Raw genomic sequence first — 14,190 nt, 5'->3', positions numbered from 1 at the left:
TTCCAGCGCTTGCAAGAGGCGTCACAGCAGCGTCACTTGCCGGCCTTTCAGCGTTGTGCCAGCCGTGGTGCCGAGGGCGCAGGCTGCGGCGGCCACCAACATCGCCACCAGCGAGGTCGCAGATGAGCACCCTGGCTGAAAAGGGTGGCGGCAGCTTCCAGGGCCCGAAGCTGCTGCTGTGCGCAGCAAATGACCATTTCGTCGAGGCCTTGAGAGAGATTCTGCACCATGGCCAAGATCGAACCCTATGAGGCGCATTCCGATCGCTACGATGCCTGGTTCGAACGCCACCAAGCCGCCTACATCGCCGAACTGTTGGCGCTGCGCCCCTCCGTTCCGCTGAGCGGGCGTGGTCTGGAGATCGGCGTGGGCAGCGGCCGTTTTGCTGCACCGCTGGGGGTGCAGGTCGGCATCGATCCGTCGAGGGCGATGCTTGACTGCGCCCGGACGCGCGGCATCGAAGTGGTTCAGGGCGTTGCCGAGGCGCTGCCCTTTGCCGACCACAGCTTCGATCACGCCTTGGTCGTTACGACCTTGTGCTTCGTCGATTCACCCCAGGCCATGCTGGCACAGGCCAGGCGTGTGCTCAAGCCGGGCGGCGCGCTGGTGATCGGCTTCATCGACCGCGACAGTGCCCTCGGGCAGCGTTATGAAGCGTACCGGGAGGCCAGCGTCTTCTACCGCGATGCGACCTTCTACTCAGCAGCCGAAGTCGGGCGTCTGCTCATCGAGGCCGGTTTTTTTGTCCGGTCATGGGCCCAGACCTTGACGCACGGACTGGGGGATGACGAGCAAATCGAAGCGGCTCGTCCGGGGCGAGGGCAGGGGGGCTTCGTGGTCGTTCATGCGAGCTCTGACAAGGCTGGGACATGACTGGGATGCGAAGCATGCCTGTCGCCTTCTGGAGCGCGTTGCTGACTAGTCTGGCTGCGGCGATAGTCACCACACTGGGTATCTGGACCATACGCCGCTTTGCCGACTGGGGGCAGCGCCACAGCGCCTACTTCATGTGCTTTGCTGCCGGGGTGCTGATCTCGGCCTCGTTCCTGCACATGATCCCGAAGGCGTTCGCTCTCAACCCGCATGGGCCAGCCATGCTGCTCGTCGGGTTCTTCGGCATGCATCTCTTCAACCGCTTCATCACTGCATTCGTTTGCGACCGGGATCCGCAGCGAAAGGACTACGCGCTCGGTATCCTGCCGATGCTTGGCATCGGCTTTCATTCATTCATCGACGGCTGCATCTATTCGATTACCTTCACCTCCAGCGTGCTGACCGGCTTGCTGGCCACCGTGGGCATGGTCCTGCACGAGTTTCCGGAGGGGATCGTGACCTATCTGCTACTGGTCAAGAGCGGCTTTGCCGAGCGCCGGGCCAGTTGGCTGGCTTTCATGGCCGCAGCAGCCTCGACGCCGATGGGCATGCTGGTTTCCTGGCCGATGGTCAGCACAATCGACCAGCCCACGCTGGGGCTGCTGCTTGCCTTGTCTGCGGGGGCTCTCGTCTATGTGGGCGCCACCCACCTGCTGCCCAGGGCCGAACAGGAGCGGAGGCGCTACAGTCTGGTTGCGCTGGGTGGAGGCATCCTGGTTGCAGCGATCATCGTGCTGTCGAAGGCTTGAGGCAGGCAACCGGACTGCCTTGATCTAATGCGTTGGAGCTGAAGATACTGGCAGCGCTCACTCAGCAGGCTTGGCAGGCTTGATCCAGCCCAGCAGGGTGTAGGCGAGCATGGTGGTTGAAACCAGCCCGAAACCGAAGACACTGGCGATCAGGAACCAGTCGGCTGGGCCTCCCGCATCGGTAAAGCCTGATGACGAGACCTTGGCCATGATGCTGAGCGACAGCACGCCTCCGAGCAGCCCAAGCAATTCGGCTTGCACGAGCCGGCGCGAAACCAGGGTATGTACGCGAGCAAGCAAGATGGCCAGTGCAAGCGTTCCGACGACCGCCAGCCCCAGCTATTGCCTCTTCTCGCACATGATGACAAGATGCAACCCGATCGTTTTCAGCAGGGAGGTTTCATGCATATCTTCAAGAAAGTTGCCATATCGGCATTCTGCGTTCTGGGAATGTCGATTGCGGCCGCACAAGGCGGACCTGGTGCCGGTGGAGGACAGGGCAAGGGGTCGCACTGGAACAGCGACAACACGCCGGGCTGGTCGCTCATGACGCCCGAGGAGCGCGAAGCGCACCAGCAGCGCATGTCCAGCCTGAAAAACCGCGAGGAATGCCAGGCCTACATAGCCAAGCATCACGAACAGATGACGGCACGCGCCAAGGAGCAGGGCCGCAAGGCCCTTGACCAGCCCAGGCGTGATCCATGCGCACGCATCAATCCTTGATGCAAGACGGGAGGGAATAATGATGAAACGAACTTCATGGCCGCTTGCGTTGCTGCTGACTGCTGCGATGGGAGTTGGCGGCGTGGCCTCGGCAGCAGGGCATGGTGGCGGAGCAGGCGGCGGCGGGACGGGCGGCTCTGGTGGCTCTGGATCGAGCGGTGCAGGATCGGGTGGTGCCGGTTCAGGCTCGGCGGGCTCCGGTGGCGCGGGTGCCGGCAGTTCGGCTTCGGCTGGACAGTCGCAGTCGCAATCACAACAGGAGGCTCAAACACAGTCACGAGCTGAGGTCCAAAGCCTGGAAGGCATGCAAACCCGCAACAAGGCGCATCTGCAGACGCAGGAACAGCTGATCAACCAGACCCGCGTTCAGTTGCGCGAGCAGGAGCAGTCATTGGCCCAGACGCGCGACCAGCTGCGCAGCCAGCAACAACTCAGGGCTCGCGAACAGTTGCAGGCCTTGGAGCGGGCGCAACTGCAAATGCTTGAGCAACTGCGCTTGCAGGAGCAGGTCCAGCTCAAGACCCGCGACCAGCTGCAGGCACAGGAACAGCTGCAGCAACAGGCGCTGGACCAGCTCCGGAAATAGTCAGGGCTTGAAATCGGCAGGCAAAGCAAGGTTGAGACCTGCCTTGCCGACGTTTTTTTGCCTGATGGGTAGAAAGCGGACTCAGAACTTGATGTTCACGCCCGTGTAAAGGGTGCGGCCAGCGCCGGGTACTGCTGTGTCCCAGGCCGGACCACCGGTTAGGCTCATGGTCTTGCCCTGGCCGACATAGGCGCCGCCTAGCGGCAGCGCGTAGGCACGGTCGAACAGGTTCTCGATGCCGAAGTCGACGCGCACCTGCTTCCAGCTGTGGCTGGCGCGCAGGTTGACCAGGCTGTAGCCTGCGGTCTTGATCTCGTTGCGCACGTCAGACGTGTCGTGCTTGCCCTGAACCATCACGAGCTCGAGCGCGTTGTCCCAGCCGCCCTGCTGGTGCGTCAGCGTCAGCTTGGCATTGAGCGGCATCACGTTGTAGAGCGAGTCGTCCGTTTCTCGGTTCTCCCCATGGGTGTAGTTGAGCAGGCCCTTAAGGCCCCAGCGGCCGTAGCCGGTCTGTGCCAGCGGCATATGGCCCGACAGGTCGATGCCGTACAGGCGCGCCGACTGGTTCGCGAACTTCAGCACGTTGAACTGGCCGGGTGTGAGGCTGCCATTCGGAACTGCATCGATGTAGTCCTGCACCTGGGTAAAGAACGGCGTCGCCTTGAAGCCCCGCTCACGCTTGGCGTCATGCCAGTCGTAGGTGGCCGACAGGGTATTGGCCTTCTCGATCTTCAGGTTCGGGTCGCCGACATAGCCGTTGCCGTCGCCAACTAAGTTGACCATGCCAGCAGCCATGCTCCAGGTCGACCAGGTGTAGCGCTCGTAGAGATTGGGTGATCGGGTCTTGCGCGCAAAGCCGAATTCGAGGTCCTGGCTGGCGTCGATCTGGTGGCGCGCGAGCAAGGTCAGGTCGATGTTGTCGTCGCTGCGTTTGCGATTCTTGTCGTTGAAGGCAGTACTTTCGGCATATTGATTGGCGACATCAGTGCCGGCATAGTTTGTGTTGTAGCCATGCACATTGCCAGCGTTGGTGCTGACACGCTCGTAGCGCAGGCCGGCCAGCGTGGTCCATTGCGGGCTCAGCCTGGCCTCCCACTCGGCGAACAGCGCCTTGCGGTCACGCTCGCCATCCTGGATGTTGATGAAGGTACCCGGCCACATGCTGCCACCGGATGCCGGCCACCAGTCGTCCAGCCGGTACTGCTGCAGCTCAGCCCCGACGCGCAGCAGGTCTCTTTCATTGAACGCGATATCGGCCTTGACGCTCAGTCCGTCGGTCTTGCTCTGGGTGTACATCGGCATGCCGTGCGCGCAGGTCAGGCTCATCGGTGAACAGTATTCGCCATTCAGGCTTGTCTTTCCCCCCGTTCCGCCAGGCCCCGAGGCCTCGCCGTAATAGAAGCGCTTGTCAGCGCCGAAGTCCATGAAGTGGTCGACGGACTCGTGATACGCACGCGCCTCGAGTCGGCCCCAGTCGTAGTTGCCCTGGTAGCGCAGGTTGATGCGCTCTTGCTGGTTGTCCAGCATGTCCATGCGCTGGTTCGGATAGAGCTGGTAGGGGACGTCCTGCACGCCGACCTTGGCCTCGACCAGATGACGGCCGTCCTTGAACGCCAGGCCCAGCGTCTGGTTGCGCGTCTCGTAGGCGGTCGAGCCGATCTCGTCCAGCGGCAGTTCATGACCGGCACGGCCAGTGGCGGTCGAGCTCTTGAAGTCGCCGCCAGCCTGATAGTTGCCAGCCTGGGCGGTGGCAGCGCTGTAGCTCAGGCTCAGGCTGTCGCTGGCGACGGTGGCCGACAGGTTGGCGCCATGCGCGTCGCCGTTGCTGCGGTAGAAGCTGCCGACCTCGCCCTTCTTCAGCAGCCCCTGTCCCGGCGCGGCGAACTCGGGCGCCGGCGTCTCGACGAGGATGGTGCCGCCGATGCTGTCACCGCCGCTGCTGACCGGTGCGATGCCGGCGTAGACCTCGATCTTGCCGACCTGGGTCGGATCCAGGTAGGACAGCGGCGGGTTCATGTGATTCGGGCAGGACGCGACCAGGTCCATCCCATCGACCTTGACGCGCAGCCGGTCGTCGGCTAGGCCGTGGATGGACGGCAGGCTGGACGCACCGCCGGCGCCGTACAGGCTGACGCCAGGGATGTCCTGCAGCAGGCTGGCGGTGTCGCTGCTGGCGGCGCGGCGCGACAGCAGCTGCTCGGCCTGGTACTCGGCGGCGGCTTGCGGCAGCGGCAGCTCGCGCTCGGCGCTGACGGTGACCAGGGGGAGCTGAGCCGTCGCGTCGGAGCTCTGCGCATGGGCAGCAGGGAAGGCAGCGAGCAGGGCGAGCACGAGCAGGCTGTGGGGCAGGGAGGTTTTCAGGGGAGGCATCTGGCGTCCTTCTGGGTTGTCTTGAAAATTCAACGGGCTGCGGCGCTTCATGCGGCCAGGCCCAGCGTTGCTGGCACGAAAGCCGTAGCCATCGCGCGGCGCGGTTTCTGGCTGGGCAGCAGTCGGCCCAGCACGCGGCAGACCGTTTCCTTCTGGGCGTCGATGGCACGCGCCAGGTCGCTCAGTGAAGGCAGGTCGCGCCGAACGGCCTCAATCGTCGGCCGCGGGGCCGTCCGCAGCTCGAGCCAGTCGTGGCCCAGCAGGTGCAGCATTTGCGACAGCCGGTCAGAGACGGCACCCGTGCGCAACTCGGCCATGTCGATGCTGCGCTCGAGTTGCTGCAGCAGCGCCTCGCGCATCAGCAGCGAGCGGTGCTGCCCGTCCACGGGCTCGATCAGCTCAAGCCGGCATGCAGTCAGTGCGCGGGCCTCGAGGGCGTAATCCTGCTCGCACAGCGACTCGATGCCGAGCAGGTCGCCGGCGACGGCCAGCTGCACCAGCCGGCCGTCGGCCCCTGGCGAGGACTGCAGCGCGACCACGCCCCAGGTGACGCGCCAGAGCGGGCCGGATTCGCCCGCGACAAACACCGTGTTGCCGCGCGCGAGTTCGCGCGGCAGGTTCTTTTCCTGAATCATTTGAAACTCCTGGCTTGATCGGGGCCGAGGCGCAAGCGCAACGACCCGGAGGCTTCCCTAGCGGGAGGCGGAAAGATCAGCTCAGGAGCAAGGGCGGTCCGCGCGATAGCGCGGCCAGCCAGACAGCTGAGGTATGGGTCGCCTGATAGAAGGCCGGCGGCATCCCGGCATAGGACTCGGTCAACGGAAAGGCCGTTGCGGAGGGTGGCGGCATGGCCTGCCCGTCATGCAGCAGGCAGAAGGGGCAGGATTGCGCGAAAGCGCTGCTGCCTGCGTCGTCCAAGTCATCCGCTGCATCGATCGCCACCCGCACCATGCCCGTCGAGGTGCAGACCTCGACCATGTTGGTCGCCTGGCCGGATGCCCACATGGCCTGGGCGGCCAGCGGCGTTAACGCGTTCAACACCAGCACCAGCATGGCCAGCCATGCGGTGATGCGACGAGTTGAACGCGTGATGAACATGTTTTGATTATAGTAATGAATATGATGTCAATTCAGCGCAAGCCGTCGAGGTACAGCTTGCTCAGTTGCGCGAACTGCTCGGCGCTCAGCAGCTTGCGCAAGTGCTCGACGCAGCGTTCTCGCCCTTGGAAATGCTGCACCTCGGCTTCGGCGATCTGCTTCATCAGCGCTTCGCGGTCCGCCTGCGGCTTGTTGTCCAGCAGGGCCACGCGCAGCTGGCCGCGCAGTTCGATGATCTTCTTCTGCAGCGCCACGCGGCTAGGCATGGCCTGCTTGCGGTAAGCGTCGAGCGATTGGATCTGCTCGGCCGAGAGCTTGAGCTCGACTTCGTGCTTCATGGTCAGCGGCATGAGCTCAACTACGGGAATGGCGCCGTCGCCGGGCACTCCCTTGGCAGCAGCCAGGCCGGTAGCGGCCAAGAGGGCCAGGAGGAGGGCGCTGCGACGAAGAAACTGGATGGTGGTTTGCATGGTGAACTCCGGTTGTGCAGGGAAAGTGATCATTGCTTGTGCTCGCCGTGCTTCATGGGCATCGGTGCGTTGCCGCCGCCCAGCGCGGTCACGGGTGCCTGGACCGCCTGCGTGAAGCGCTTCTTGGCGTCGTCTTCGAACACCAGGGTGATGGGTACCTGCTCGCCACCCTTGAGCTGCTGCTTGAGGTCCATCAGCATCACGTGGTAGCCACCGGGCTTGAGCTCCATGGTGCGGCCGGCGGCCAGGTCCAGACCAGGGATCTTGCGCATCTTCATGATGTCCTTTTCCATCGCCATTTCGTGGATCTCGACCACGCCGGCCACCGGCGACTGGGCGGCGACCAGGCGCGCGTTGGTCGAAGGCGTCAGGCGCATGAAGGCGCCGGTGGCCTTCTGCGTGGCGACGGTACCGCGCACCCAGACATCTTCCACCTTGACGGTAGTCTGTGCCCAGGCGGCAGTGGTGATGGCCAGCAGGCCGGTGACGATGAGTTGCTTCATTTCAGTTGATCCTTGCTTTGGGAGATGAAAAAGGGGGAGTGGCTTATGCAGGCTCGGCCAGCAGCTTGCGCACCTCGCCGGTGTAGTCGTCTGCGGTCTGTTCGTGGCGCAGCGCGACTCGGATGCTGCCCTGGCGGTCAAACAGGTAGTTCAGCGCCGTGTGGTCCATCGTGTAGCTGCTGCCCGTGGGCACTTTCTTGTAGTACACGCGGAACTCGTCGGCAGTCTGGCGGATGTCTTGGTTGCTGCCGGTGAGTGCGAGGAAAGACGGGTGGAACGCGGTCATGTACTCGCGCAGCATCTCGGGTGTGTCGCGCTCGGGATCCACGGTGATGAAGATCAGCTGCTGATCGTCCGCCTGCGTGCCCAGCTGCTGCATGAGCGAAGCGGCGCGGATGAGCGCGGTAGGGCAGACGTCGGGGCACTGCGTGAAGCCGAAGTACAGCATCACGACCTTGTCCTTGAAGTCACTCAGGCTGCGGGTCTGGCCGTTGAAGTCGGTCAGCTTGAAGTTGCGCGCGTAGTAGGCGCCGCTGATGTCGATCCCCTTGGATGGCGAAGCGCTGCCGTGTGATGCGGAAGCGAGCTGGTCACAGCCGGCCAGCAGCAGCGTGCCGCTGGCCGTGAGCCAGGCCAGAGCCAGGCGGCGGGATGCAATGGGTGATGAGGTGGAAGGCATGGCGCCTCCTGAAAACGGGACAACACACGATGCGCTCGACCAGCGCATCACGGTAGAGGGTTTTCAGGCGGCAGAGGGTGGTGCGCGCGACTGGGCTGGCGCCCAGACGGTGGAAGCCAGGGGCGCGTGGTAGAAGGCGGGCGGAAAATCTATCAGGCGTGGTGGCAGATACAGGCTGGCCGCCACCACCGGCAGGGAGGCGTTGCCACCGTTCAGCGTGCACCAAGCACACTGCTGGCTGGTGTCGCTGGCGGGTGCTCTGCCGTCAGGCAACTGGTCGCGCACCTCGCCGGTGTCGGCCTTGAACCAAACCATGCCGCTGACGCTGCAGACCTCCAGCCAGTCGGCGCGGTCGCTGCCGGCCACCATGGCGTGCGCCACCGTGGGCGCAAGCGCGCCCAGCACCAGGGCCAGCAGGGCGACCCAGGCGGTGAAGCGGCGTTGCAGGCGCGTCAGGAACATGCCTGATAGTTTATCATTGTGACGAACACCGAGGTCGAGAGCTACCCGACGATCCAGGATTTCCGTGCAGGCTGGCTGGGTGAAGTCAGACCGGCTCAGCGCTCAATCGGCGTGGTCACGATCGCATCGTAGTCTTCTTGACTCAAGTAGACCGGACTGTAGGACTCCCCTTGCTGCGTCAGCGTCTTGACGAACGAACGCAGGTGGTTCCTGGATCCCTTCATCAGGTTCTCGTAGACCAGCCGGATATCCTGGTTGTCGATGTCGTTGAGGGCAGTCTGAATGTCCACGATGTCGAGTTCTTCGATCTGCGCGCCGACCCGCAGCGCAGCCACCTGAGAAGGCGTGCCCAGTGCTACGAGGTCATGGTAGAGCTGTTGCAGGGTGGCGTTGGCAAACATCCCCTCGGTCAGGTTGGCGGCCGGGTCTGGCAGGCCGTAACGGATGAGCAGCTGTCGCACCGCCTCGGTGTGCGTGGCTTCGCTGTTGGCGATGTTGCCAAAGACGCGGACTTGGCTACCCCAGAGCGAATCCAGTCTGGTGTAGACATCATGTGCCAGCTTTTCTTCTTCGCGCATGTAGGCCAGCGACGCCTTCTCGGCCTCACTCAGGGCCTCGAGCGGCAAGGCTGACAGGCTGGAAGCCAGTGCCGTGCCTTCAAAATTGGTGGTGCCGTCCGCGTTGACGATGATCGGAGGCCCACCTGCTGGCGTGGCATCATCGCCACCCCCACAAGCCACCAGAGTCAGAGCCGTGATTGAAGCTGCGGCGAACTGAAGGATGGTCTTTTTCATTTCACGTCCTTTGAATGTTGAAAGGCTGGTCTCAGTGATGGCCGTAAAAGCCCGGCCAGCGACCTGGCCCGAGGTAAATCCGCACCGGGGTGCTGTATGGGGTGTATGCCGCCTGCCTCACGACGACCGGTTCGGCCGTGCTGATGACGGCAGCGGTCGCAGAATCGACGGCCATGGCCGGGCTGATCTGTAGCGGTATCGTGGCGCCCGGTTCGGTCGGCCACTCCACGCTGTACTGTTTGCCGGCATACTCATAAACCACCCGGTAACCCGCCGGCTGGTTCTCGTAGACCTGCTGCCAGTCGCAGCGCTGTACCTGTTGCAGTTGCGGCGCGGGCTGGTTTTCGAGCTGGTCACCCAGCGCCGAACCACCGACCATGCCCAGCATGGTGGCGACTGCCCGGCCACCACCATCCCCGATGGCATTGCCAATCGCACCGCCGGCTATGGCCCCCACCAGCGCCCCAGCCCCAGACTTGTGCGCCTGGATCGCCACGGTTTCGGCGCGACAGACCTGGCGCGGCACTGCCACCTGACGCACGATCGGCGTCGATGACAGCACCTTGCCGACTTCTTGCGCAAAACCGGGCGTCGTGGCCATTGCCGCCAATGCGACCCACATGTAGAGTGATTTCTTCATGGCTACCCCTGCCGGTTCGGGTGAAGCGAACTCCTCCGAACCTGGTCAAAGACTGGAATTACTGAGTGGTACTGGTCGTGGGGGTGGTGGCGCTCGTATGGGTACGCATACGTTCACGCACGGCTGCCTCGCCGCCGATCTGGGTCCCGTCCTGGGAACGAGCCTGCATGCGCGCCTGGCTGCCTTGGCCGCCGCCTTGGTGCCCACCTTGCCCCGTCGGCTGCGTACCGGATGCGCCATACTGGTGCATCTTGCCCTGCCCGCCGCCCTGCGCATGCGCCACGGCTGTCAAGCCCGCGAGCGCGGCCAGAATGGTGAGTTGTTTCCAGTTCGTCATGATGAGTCCTTGCTTGGAATGCATTTGTGAGACTTATCGACCACGACCTGCACCGCGTCCGCCAACTATCGGGGAACGATGACCGGTATCTCGCCAGTCGCCCTGTCGCGCCTCGTAGCCACTGCCGTAAGGCAGACGTTGCAGGTTCGAGGAGCGCAATGTTTCTGGCAACTTTGCAGGCTGATGAGTGACCGCATTTCCCGTTTGACGGGGAAGGTTCAGGTTCAACTGGGTGGGTATTGCTTCTGCTTGTTCAGCTTCGGCTGCGAGAACGCCCGAGGCATTGACCGTCAGCAGCAATCCCAACCAGATGGAGTAAGGCAGCACTTTCATGGTGTGTCGTGTTCGATGGAGGTATCTTGCGCTGGCCCTGTCGCAGGCATGTGCCGGCGTCATGCGGCGAAGTCGCGACTTGTCGCCATGTGTCGCGGTTTGTATCTGTCACATGCCTGACAGGTCGTAACGCTCGGTCACACCTAAACTTTCGGCCATGAACCAAATCACGCTGCCACAGGTCTGGGTCGTCGATGACGATGCCGACATTCGCGAATTGCTCAGCACCTACTTGAGCCAGAACGGCTTCCAGGTCAGTGTGGCCGACGGTGGCGCAGCCTTGCGACAAATGCTGAGCCAGGCAAGCCCTGACGTGCTGGTGCTGGACCTGATGATGCCGGGGGAGGATGGCCTGTCGCTGACCCGCTTCATCAAGTCTCATTGGGACATTCCGATCCTCATGCTGTCAGCCCGTGGCGAGGAAATGGACCGCATCATCGGACTGGAGGTCGGCGCCGACGACTACCTGCCCAAGCCGTTTGGTCCGCGCGAGTTGCTGGCTCGCTTGCGCGCCTTGTTGCGCCGGCACCCTCCAGCGCCACACGCGACAGAAAGGCCATCCGCCGGCCCCTCGATCACGCCCGTGACGCAACCAGCGCTTGACATCCTGACGTTTGGCCCGTTTCGCCTCAACACGGCGGCGCGCACCCTCAAGCGGGATGAGCAGGACATTGAATTGACCACGGCCGAGTTCGAACTGCTGGAGGCGTTGGTCAGGCGCCCGCTGCGGGTCCTGTCGCGCGACATGCTCATCAGTCTGCTCAAAGGCTACGAGCGTGATGCCTTTGATCGCAGCATCGACAACCGGGTGACGCGACTGCGCCGGAAAATCGAATCCGGGCCGGCATCACCCCACTACATCCGCACCGTGCGTGGCGAAGGGTATCTGTTCAACCCGGAAGGTGAGCAGGCGTGAAGGCCCGCCGCACCCTGCTGCAACAGCACACGCTCGGCCTGATGGTGGCTTTCGTTGTACTTGAGCTGGTGCTGGCCATCGTGTTCCTGGCTCTGCTGGTCGTGCCTCTCGCGCGACGTGCGGCCGATGACCTGGCCGGCCTGGTGGTGCTGTCGGCGCAAACCTGGTCCGAATTGCCACCAGAAACCCGTCCAGCCTTCGTGGAAGAACTGCGCGCGAACCATGGGCTGGAGATCCGGCAAGCTCACGGCTCCACCACGTCACCCGCAGTCCATCCACCATTTGTTTATCTGTTTGAACAATCCATCAACCGTCGCCTACCTCAATCCACCCACTTACTGCGCGAGCAAAGAGCTGGTGAAGTCTGGTACTGGGTCAACATCCCCGTTGGCGACCGGGAACTGGCCGTGGGCTGGCCTGAGAACCGCAACGACAGCAAGCCCCTGATCGCCCTGGGTGTGGGACTGTTATGCAGCCTCTGGTTGTCGTGGTGGAGTGCGCGCTGGCTGGCTCGCCGCATCGTGCAGCCCCTGTCATCGCTGGGCCAAGCCATGGCTGCCGTGGGCGAAGGCGGCACGCCGACCCTGCTCCCTGAGGATGGCCCCCAGGAACTGGCCGCTGTCAGTCGGCAGTTCAACGTCATGGTCCAGCAAGTGCAAGTCTTGCTGACCGCTCGCACCACGATGCTAGCGGGGGTGTCACATGATCTGCGCACGCCCCTGACTCGAATGCGGCTGGCACTGGAATTGTTGCGCGACACGCCGACTCCTGCACTCCTGGACCGCATGGAGCGGGAAGTGGAGCGGATGAACCAGCTGATTACTCAGGTGATGGAGCTGGCACGAGGGCTCGAGGCGGAACCCCCACAGCAGCTCGACTTGAACATGATGTTTGCTTCCTTGCAGGAAGATTTCAAGGACGAAAAAACGCCTCTCCAGACACGTTGTGACGTCGGAACGGTTTGGGCTGCTCCTCTGGCCCTGCGTCGTATATTGAGCAATTTGATTCAGAATGCACAACGCTACGCCTCCGGGCATCCCGTGAGGCTGGTCAGTGAGCCAGGACTTCAAGGCACTCGTATCGGTGTACTGGACCAAGGTCCGGGGATTCCTTTGGCCGAACTCGACAGGATGCAACTGCCATTCCAGCGCCTTGAAGCCTCACGCAACCAGGATACTGGCGGCTTTGGGCTGGGGCTGGCCATAGTCAGGGAACTGGCTAAGGCCAACGGTTGGCAACTCCAGTGGATCAGCCCGCCCGAAGGGGGGCTGCAGGCCTGGATTACATTGGCATCCAGGCATGAAGGGCAAGAGACGCTGCAAAGCGGTTACATGAGCCATCTATGCGAAGGCACTCATCGGGTCGCTAGCCGTCCTCAACTGACCGACAGAACCTCCTCCCATCGCGTCGTGTAGCGCGCGGCGATCGCCACGCCTGCCGCATCTCCCTGTGCTTCTGCTCCTGCGCCGTGACTCGGTTCCACGGCAGTGTGCCCGACCCAGCCGTAGCGCGCCCTTTCCATAGCGGTCGTTGACGGCATTGAGCGCCTGCACCAGTCGCTGGCTGCGATGGTCGGCAATGCCCGCCTGGTCGCCGAGGTCGAGCTTCTGTTGGCAGCTACCCTCCGGCTGCAGCTCGAGCAGCATGACGCCGGCCGTGGCGTAGAGGCGGCTGAGCCGGTATTCAGTCGGATGGCGACCAACGCGGATCCCAGATCAGTCAGCTTCGAGGCGCCTGATGGAGCGCTCCTTTGGCACCCACGGATGCTGAGTCCGAACTTACGGCAGCGGGATTCTTTTTGCCTGACGAGAGCTTGCCCAAGGGCTTCAGCAGGTTCACCGGATTGGCCGGATCCGTGCTTGGCGAAATTGCCGGCTGAGTCGCCTGGCTGGAATCCAGATTGGCGCCTGTGGAAGTGCTACAGACAATCGCCTTTTGATGCTCCGGCTGAGCCGTCACGACGTAGGCAAGCTGGTCACCCAGCACTTGCCGGATCGTCTCCGAAGTCGCCCCGTTCTGGAGTGCATACTGAACCAGCTGTAGCTGCCACCCCAATTCGTCGGACGATGTGTTTTTCGCGCTTTGCCTCATCTCCGCATAACCCGCCGAGCCATCGGTACAGTCTCGGGGCGGACGGGTAGGGTGCGGATCAAAATCGTCGTCCATGGTGAGGCTCGTAAGTGGTTTCCGATATAGGAATCTGAACCTCCAAGACTCCGACATAAAAACAGGTCTTGGTCCCGTTTATGGCACCGCTACCGCGACCGGACGGTCCCGCATCTTGTCCGAGCGATCCCGGGCTGTGAGAAGTCGGAGAGCTCGGGGAGGCTGCATGACTCTTCTCTAACGTCGTACAGCACGACCACCCTACTCATAAATTCGTGTCGTGTCGGGCCTACTCGAGAGCTTAGAGCTTGTAGTGGGAGGGTGTGGCGCTGGAAAACTCTCACCCCGCCTGCTTCCCCTGCGGCCCGCTTCGCGTACCCCGCCGCGCGGCGGCGTCTCACCCCCACCGCACACCCCTGTCGCAGACCTGCTCACCCATATCTCCATCCGTCCGCACCCCACACCTTTCCCCTCGGCCTTCCCCTCAAGCCAACCTCTTTCCCCCCTCGCCGGCAAGACGCCAGCCTCCACCCCCTCCCGCGATCTCCCTC

Annotated in this window: 20 protein-coding genes; 7 read left to right on the top strand and 13 right to left on the bottom strand. The window is 63.1% G+C overall.

Annotated elements, in window-relative coordinates; translation table 11 throughout:
* Nucleotides 1-122 precede the first annotated feature (122 nt).
* The 3 genes from C6P64_RS18705 to C6P64_RS07060 are packed head-to-tail and all read left to right on the top strand — an operon-like array spanning nt 123 to nt 1,622.
* Nucleotides 123-251 carry a hypothetical protein gene (locus C6P64_RS18705; protein WP_281257951.1) on the top strand — a complete coding sequence of 43 codons (129 nt, stop codon included), beginning with the start codon at nt 123-125 and terminating at the stop codon, nt 249-251.
* On the top strand, nt 229-873 hold the full coding sequence (locus C6P64_RS07065) for a class I SAM-dependent methyltransferase (protein WP_105747882.1): 645 nt from the start codon (nt 229-231) through the stop codon (nt 871-873). The genes C6P64_RS18705 and C6P64_RS07065 overlap by 23 nt, the downstream gene beginning before the upstream one ends.
* A 14-nt stretch (nt 874-887) precedes the next feature.
* Nucleotides 888-1,622 (top strand): ZIP family metal transporter, encoded by a 735-nt coding sequence (locus C6P64_RS07060; RefSeq protein ID WP_105747927.1) that lies wholly within the window; start codon nt 888-890, stop codon nt 1,620-1,622.
* A 57-nt stretch (nt 1,623-1,679) separates the two neighbouring features.
* Here the strand turns inward: C6P64_RS07060 and C6P64_RS07055 are convergent, their stop codons facing one another.
* Nucleotides 1,680-1,922, bottom strand: a complete 243-nt coding sequence (locus C6P64_RS07055; RefSeq protein ID WP_146115882.1) for a DUF5368 family protein — start codon at nt 1,920-1,922, stop codon at nt 1,680-1,682.
* On the opposite strand from C6P64_RS07055, the gene C6P64_RS07050 reads away from it, so the two are divergent.
* Nucleotides 1,905-2,345, top strand: a complete 441-nt coding sequence (locus C6P64_RS07050; protein WP_105747880.1) for a hypothetical protein — start codon at nt 1,905-1,907, stop codon at nt 2,343-2,345. The genes C6P64_RS07055 and C6P64_RS07050 overlap by 18 nt on opposite strands.
* 304 nt (nt 2,346-2,649) lie before the next feature.
* Nucleotides 2,650-2,931, top strand: a complete 282-nt coding sequence (locus C6P64_RS17920) for a hypothetical protein (protein WP_146115880.1) — start codon at nt 2,650-2,652, stop codon at nt 2,929-2,931.
* Between the two features lie 81 nt (nt 2,932-3,012).
* Here C6P64_RS17920 and C6P64_RS07040 read toward each other — a convergent pair whose 3' ends face one another.
* The 11 genes from C6P64_RS07040 to C6P64_RS17915 all read right to left on the bottom strand — a co-directional run bounded on the left by C6P64_RS07040 (nt 3,013) and on the right by C6P64_RS17915 (nt 10,617).
* Nucleotides 3,013-5,301 carry a TonB-dependent receptor gene (locus C6P64_RS07040; RefSeq protein WP_105747879.1) on the bottom strand — a complete coding sequence of 763 codons (2,289 nt, stop codon included), beginning with the start codon at nt 5,299-5,301 and terminating at the stop codon, nt 3,013-3,015.
* A 47-nt stretch (nt 5,302-5,348) separates the two neighbouring features.
* Nucleotides 5,349-5,936, bottom strand: a complete 588-nt coding sequence (locus C6P64_RS07035) for a cyclic nucleotide-binding domain-containing protein (RefSeq protein WP_105747878.1) — start codon at nt 5,934-5,936, stop codon at nt 5,349-5,351.
* Nucleotides 5,937-6,012: 76 nt separating this feature from the next.
* Nucleotides 6,013-6,399, bottom strand: coding sequence for a DUF2946 domain-containing protein (locus C6P64_RS07030; protein WP_105747877.1), 387 nt, complete (start codon nt 6,397-6,399; stop codon nt 6,013-6,015).
* A gap of 32 nt (nt 6,400-6,431) precedes the next feature.
* Nucleotides 6,432-6,869, bottom strand: coding sequence for a Spy/CpxP family protein refolding chaperone (locus C6P64_RS07025; RefSeq protein ID WP_146115879.1), 438 nt, complete (start codon nt 6,867-6,869; stop codon nt 6,432-6,434).
* Nucleotides 6,870-6,898: 29 nt separating this feature from the next.
* On the bottom strand, nt 6,899-7,372 hold the full coding sequence (locus tag C6P64_RS07020) for a copper chaperone PCu(A)C (protein WP_105747875.1): 474 nt from the start codon (nt 7,370-7,372) through the stop codon (nt 6,899-6,901).
* 43 nt (nt 7,373-7,415) lie between these two features.
* Nucleotides 7,416-8,051, bottom strand: a complete 636-nt coding sequence (locus C6P64_RS07015) for an SCO family protein (protein WP_105747874.1) — start codon at nt 8,049-8,051, stop codon at nt 7,416-7,418.
* 63 nt (nt 8,052-8,114) lie between these two features.
* Nucleotides 8,115-8,513: a DUF2946 family protein gene (locus C6P64_RS07010; protein WP_105747873.1), complete on the bottom strand. Its 399-nt coding sequence runs from the start codon at nt 8,511-8,513 to the stop codon at nt 8,115-8,117.
* A 95-nt stretch (nt 8,514-8,608) separates the two neighbouring features.
* Nucleotides 8,609-9,307 (bottom strand): DUF2202 domain-containing protein, encoded by a 699-nt coding sequence (locus C6P64_RS07005; RefSeq protein WP_211296807.1) that lies wholly within the window; start codon nt 9,305-9,307, stop codon nt 8,609-8,611.
* A gap of 31 nt (nt 9,308-9,338) precedes the next feature.
* The gene (locus tag C6P64_RS07000; RefSeq protein WP_146115878.1) at nt 9,339-9,947 is read right to left on the bottom strand and encodes a glycine zipper 2TM domain-containing protein; all 609 of its coding nucleotides are present in this window, start codon (nt 9,945-9,947) and stop codon (nt 9,339-9,341) included.
* Nucleotides 9,948-10,005: 58 nt separating this feature from the next.
* Nucleotides 10,006-10,284 (bottom strand): hypothetical protein, encoded by a 279-nt coding sequence (locus C6P64_RS06995; RefSeq protein ID WP_105747871.1) that lies wholly within the window; start codon nt 10,282-10,284, stop codon nt 10,006-10,008.
* Between the two features lie 33 nt (nt 10,285-10,317).
* Nucleotides 10,318-10,617, bottom strand: coding sequence for a hypothetical protein (locus C6P64_RS17915; RefSeq protein WP_146115877.1), 300 nt, complete (start codon nt 10,615-10,617; stop codon nt 10,318-10,320).
* A gap of 157 nt (nt 10,618-10,774) precedes the next feature.
* On the opposite strand from C6P64_RS17915, the gene C6P64_RS06990 reads away from it, so the two are divergent.
* A complete protein-coding gene (locus C6P64_RS06990) occupies nt 10,775-11,533 on the top strand; it encodes a response regulator (protein WP_105747870.1) in 759 nt (252 codons plus the stop codon).
* The gene (locus C6P64_RS06985; protein WP_105747869.1) at nt 11,530-12,948 is read left to right on the top strand and encodes an ATP-binding protein; all 1,419 of its coding nucleotides are present in this window, start codon (nt 11,530-11,532) and stop codon (nt 12,946-12,948) included. The genes C6P64_RS06990 and C6P64_RS06985 overlap by 4 nt, the downstream gene beginning before the upstream one ends.
* Nucleotides 12,949-13,252: 304 nt before the next feature.
* On the opposite strand, the gene C6P64_RS17910 is transcribed toward C6P64_RS06985, so the two are convergent.
* Nucleotides 13,253-13,699 (bottom strand): hypothetical protein, encoded by a 447-nt coding sequence (locus tag C6P64_RS17910; RefSeq protein ID WP_146115876.1) that lies wholly within the window; start codon nt 13,697-13,699, stop codon nt 13,253-13,255.
* Between the last annotated feature and the right edge of the window lie 491 nt (nt 13,700-14,190).

This window comes from Malikia granosa, from assembly GCF_002980595.1.
In the GTDB taxonomy this organism is placed as follows: Bacteria; Pseudomonadota; Gammaproteobacteria; order Burkholderiales; family Burkholderiaceae_C; genus Malikia; species Malikia granosa.
Note: the sequence above shows the minus strand (reverse complement) of the source record. Positions and strands in the feature narration are given on the sequence as shown.

What these genes read in the sequence shown, in the direction of transcription:
- C6P64_RS18705 (WP_281257951.1), top strand. Translation starts at nt 123, where the DNA reads ATGAGCACCCTGGCTGAAAAGGGTGGCGGCAGCTTCCAGGGCCCGAAG.
- C6P64_RS07065 (WP_105747882.1), top strand. Translation starts at nt 229, where the DNA reads ATGGCCAAGATCGAACCCTATGAGGCGCATTCCGATCGCTACGATGCC.
- C6P64_RS07060 (WP_105747927.1), top strand. Translation starts at nt 888, where the DNA reads ATGCCTGTCGCCTTCTGGAGCGCGTTGCTGACTAGTCTGGCTGCGGCG.
- C6P64_RS07050 (WP_105747880.1), top strand. Translation starts at nt 1,905, where the DNA reads ATGTACGCGAGCAAGCAAGATGGCCAGTGCAAGCGTTCCGACGACCGC.
- C6P64_RS17920 (WP_146115880.1), top strand. Translation starts at nt 2,650, where the DNA reads ATGCAAACCCGCAACAAGGCGCATCTGCAGACGCAGGAACAGCTGATC.
- C6P64_RS07040 (WP_105747879.1), bottom strand. Translation starts at nt 5,301, where the DNA reads ATGCCTCCCCTGAAAACCTCCCTGCCCCACAGCCTGCTCGTGCTCGCC.
- C6P64_RS07035 (WP_105747878.1), bottom strand. Translation starts at nt 5,936, where the DNA reads ATGATTCAGGAAAAGAACCTGCCGCGCGAACTCGCGCGCGGCAACACG.
- C6P64_RS07030 (WP_105747877.1), bottom strand. Translation starts at nt 6,399, where the DNA reads ATGTTCATCACGCGTTCAACTCGTCGCATCACCGCATGGCTGGCCATG.
- C6P64_RS07025 (WP_146115879.1), bottom strand. Translation starts at nt 6,869, where the DNA reads ATGCAAACCACCATCCAGTTTCTTCGTCGCAGCGCCCTCCTCCTGGCC.
- C6P64_RS07020 (WP_105747875.1), bottom strand. Translation starts at nt 7,372, where the DNA reads ATGAAGCAACTCATCGTCACCGGCCTGCTGGCCATCACCACTGCCGCC.
- C6P64_RS07015 (WP_105747874.1), bottom strand. Translation starts at nt 8,051, where the DNA reads ATGCCTTCCACCTCATCACCCATTGCATCCCGCCGCCTGGCTCTGGCC.
- C6P64_RS07010 (WP_105747873.1), bottom strand. Translation starts at nt 8,513, where the DNA reads ATGTTCCTGACGCGCCTGCAACGCCGCTTCACCGCCTGGGTCGCCCTG.
- C6P64_RS07005 (WP_211296807.1), bottom strand. Translation starts at nt 9,307, where the DNA reads ATGAAAAAGACCATCCTTCAGTTCGCCGCAGCTTCAATCACGGCTCTG.
- C6P64_RS07000 (WP_146115878.1), bottom strand. Translation starts at nt 9,947, where the DNA reads ATGAAGAAATCACTCTACATGTGGGTCGCATTGGCGGCAATGGCCACG.
- C6P64_RS06995 (WP_105747871.1), bottom strand. Translation starts at nt 10,284, where the DNA reads ATGACGAACTGGAAACAACTCACCATTCTGGCCGCGCTCGCGGGCTTG.
- C6P64_RS17915 (WP_146115877.1), bottom strand. Translation starts at nt 10,617, where the DNA reads ATGAAAGTGCTGCCTTACTCCATCTGGTTGGGATTGCTGCTGACGGTC.
- C6P64_RS06990 (WP_105747870.1), top strand. Translation starts at nt 10,775, where the DNA reads ATGAACCAAATCACGCTGCCACAGGTCTGGGTCGTCGATGACGATGCC.
- C6P64_RS17910 (WP_146115876.1), bottom strand. Translation starts at nt 13,699, where the DNA reads ATGGACGACGATTTTGATCCGCACCCTACCCGTCCGCCCCGAGACTGT.